This window comes from Pseudomonas sp. ICMP 10191 (assembly GCF_001467335.1).
Lineage (GTDB): Bacteria > Pseudomonadota > Gammaproteobacteria > Pseudomonadales > Pseudomonadaceae > Aquipseudomonas > Aquipseudomonas cerasi.
The window spans coordinates 1-3328 of the sequence record NZ_LKGW01000166.1; the positions used below are offsets into that span (position 1 = coordinate 1).

At 57.2% G+C, this 3328-nt stretch carries 1 protein-coding gene and 1 pseudogene; both read left to right on the forward strand.

The window, feature by feature from the left end; all coding sequences use genetic code 11:
- Positions 1 to 532 precede the first annotated feature (532 nt).
- Positions 533 to 1687, forward strand: a complete 1155-nt coding sequence (locus AO388_RS24310; protein WP_058417332.1) for a cysteine desulfurase family protein — start codon at positions 533 to 535, stop codon at positions 1685 to 1687.
- A 1201-nt stretch (positions 1688 to 2888) separates the two neighbouring features.
- Positions 2889 to 3328, forward strand: a pseudogene (locus AO388_RS24315) (energy transducer TonB); the annotation flags it as partial.

The following is a 3328-nucleotide window of genomic DNA, read 5'->3' on the forward strand; positions in this document are numbered from 1 at the left end:
CAGCCCCTTGCATCCTCGGATTGGACGCGGAGCGTCCAGAACTGCATTCCCATGTGGAGCGTGAGGAGCGATGGGTGTCTGGCTGCGATCTGCGCCTCACGCAGCATGACTATCGTGCCAATGCTCCGCGTTGGCATGCATTTCGTGACGCTCTGCGTCACCCAACGGTGCAGCCCCTTGCATCCTCGGATTGGACGCGGAGCGTCCAGAACTGCATTCCCANTTTCGTGACGCTCTGCGTCACCCAACGGTGCAGCCCCTTGCATCCTCGGATTGGACGCGGAGCGTCCAGAACTGCATTCCCACGCGGAGCGTGAGGAACGATGGGGGTCTGGCTGCGATTCTGCGCCTGAGGCAGCATCCTAGAATTTTTAATCGTAAAAATCCAAGCGTAAGCGAATATTTTTTCGCTTTGGCTGCTCGTATCCGTGTAAATGTCAAAAAATTTTCGCCTGCGGATCAGTAATCTTTCAAGCAGTCGGTCTGGTAATGCCAGCCCTTGATTTTGACTCGATTACAAAGCGAATTGCCCATGACCACTTCTGCGCTCTATCTGGATTACGCCGCCACCACGCCTGTTGATGAACAGGTCATCGAAGCTATGGTTGCCTGCATGGGGCGCGAAGGTCATTTCGGTAATCCGGCATCCAGCGGGCACGGTTATGGGCAGGTGGCGCGGCAGGCCGTTGAACAGGCACGCGCGCAGGTGGCCGATGCGGTGGGTGCGCCTGTCGACTCCATTGTCTGGACCTCCGGCGCAACCGAGTCCAACAACCTGGCGATCAAGGGCATCGCCCATGATGCCAGCGCGCAGCGCCGTCACATCATCACCAGCGTGCTGGAACACAAGGCCGTGCTCGACACCGTCAGCACACTGGAGCGCCAGGGCTTTCCCGTCACCTGGCTGAAACCGGACGCTCAGGGCCTGATCCAGCCTCACGCCGTACAGGCTGCATTGCGCGAAGACACGCTGCTGGTATCGCTGATGCTGGTGAACAATGAGTTGGGTACGCTGACCGATATCGCCAGCATTGGCGCGCTGGTACGCGAGCACGGTGCGCTGTTTCATGTGGACGCTGCGCAGGGCGTCGGCAAGGTGAAGGTCGATCTGGCGAGTCTGGCCGTCGACCTGATGTCGTTCTCGGCGCATAAGGCCTACGGCCCCAAGGGCATTGGCGCGCTGTACGTGGGCCCACGCGCGCATTCGTTGCTGAAAGCGCAGATCCACGGCGGCGGACATGAAGGCGGCTTTCGTTCGGGCACCTTGGCCACCCATCAGATCGTCGGCATGGGTACAGCCTTTGCGTTGGCGATCAGCCAGGCCGACGCTGAAAACCGTCGTATTGAAGAGCTGAGTCGCCACCTGCGCGAAGGCTTGTTGAGCCTGCCGGATGTGCAGCTCAATGGCTGTCCGCAACAACGCATCCCGCACACCCTGAACCTGTGCATCACCCGCAGTGGCTTCACCAGCTCGCAGCTATCCCACAGCCTGGCGTTGTCCTCGACGTCCGCGTGCAACTCGGCCAGCAATGCCCCCTCGCATGTGCTGCTCGCTCTGGGCATGGACTCCGCCAAGGCCCTGGCCAGCGTGCGCGTCAGCCTTGGCCGCTATACCACGCAGGCAGATGTCGAGCGCGCCATCGAGGTGTTCAGCAAGGCGCTCAGCGCACCTGCTGCGTTCTGGTAATTCACCATGCCTAATGGCCGCCCTAATCCCGGGCGGCTCTCTCCCGGCGCACCCGCGCCACTCTGCCGAGTTGATACCCGCCAGGGTCTATGACTGCGCCTTGCAGCCGCAAAAACTCGTTTTCAGATGAAAATGTACCCCTCCAGATACAAAAAGACACAAATTGGCACAGATCTTTCAAGTGGAACGGTCGTGCCATAAACCAATGGTGCACGCTGCATTCATGGGGTGCCTACACGCACCAAAGTGCAGTTCACGGACGTCAGAGCGTCCACAAACAGTGCAGGGGAGCAGACCACAAGTCTCGCTGCCCGCCAGGAAAGGAATCTAGCTGTGCCCTATCAGTCTTGCGTCAGACCACCGTTACGCTGGCAATTCACACCTTGGGCATCACCTGCCTCAAGCGATGCCGGCACGGCCGCTTCAACCTTGTCCCGATCTGCGCGCTGTTATTCGACCGCCCTGCACGTCTGGACTTAAGACATTTCGCGTGTGCCTTGAATGTTCTGATGATGAATCAGCGCCTTGCACGCCTGTGCGCGTTATTAAGTACACACGGGGTTGTTTTTAATTAAAAGACGGTCGACCTATAAAGAGTGTCCGACACTTTATTTTAAGTGATTTCATTTTGCCATCATCTAAAAGGGTGGCTTTTATTTCAATAACCACAACTGTCCACACAACCGCCGTACCCACACGGAGTATTGTTTTTATGAGGCGCTGATCAACTAACGCACCAACGTGGTCCTCGTGACACAGTATTGGTGCATTTAAAAAAGTGACTTGCAGGTCATGATTTTCGAACGCGTCTGCTCAAGCAGAGGGCCATTGTTTGCCTGTTTTTTTGTTCAAGGTCTTATTCATATCTGCCGCTTTGAAGTCAACGAAATCGGGAATCGATAAATAGTTATACGAATGCGACACCCGCTCTGCATCAGCGGTTCCAGCGAGGGCTTTCTGGCACAGCGGTTGCAATGTAAGCATTCAGGAACATCGCTGTACGTCCCCGTACATGACGATAAGAAGCAAGGATCAGCAATGCCAGCGCCCTGATGTACACCGCTTTTCCCTGTTTAAGCCTGCCGCGCGCAGGCACCGCGGTGCGCTGCATATAAACAGTGTGCAAGCCGCCCTCAGTCGAATATTCACAAAAATATTCGAACGGATTTTTATTGCCCTTTAACTACCCGAGGGAGCGTTAATGAATGATGCGGTAATAATGAAAGCGGTTCCCTCTCCCTCGCCCGATGACACTTCGACGGCGTGGCAGGGTATTCCTTTCAGCGCCAATACGTCGCGTCCGGGCGGCCTTAACAAGCCGCAAGTAATGGTGTTGATTGCTGCGTCGGTCCTTATTCATGGTGTGATCTGGTGGTACATGCAAACTGCCCAGCCAGACGTCCCGGAAGTTGCACCACAAGTTCCGGAAATGACCATTGAACTGACCAGCCCTACGCCGCCTGCCCCGGAACCGCCGCCGCCCGAGCCACCACCTCCGCCGCCGCCTCCACCGCCTCCCCCCGAACCGGAACAACCGGTCGAGGATCCGGACGCTGTCGAGCCGCCGCCCAAACCGGTGGAAAAGCCCAAGGTCGAGAAGCCCAAGCCGGTCAAGAAAGTCGAGCCGGTGAAAAAGCCGAC

Bases quoted from the DNA above. Each gene is read 5' to 3' on its own strand.
- AO388_RS24310 (WP_058417332.1), top strand. From the start codon at position 533: ATGACCACTTCTGCGCTCTATCTGGATTACGCCGCCACCACGCCTGTT.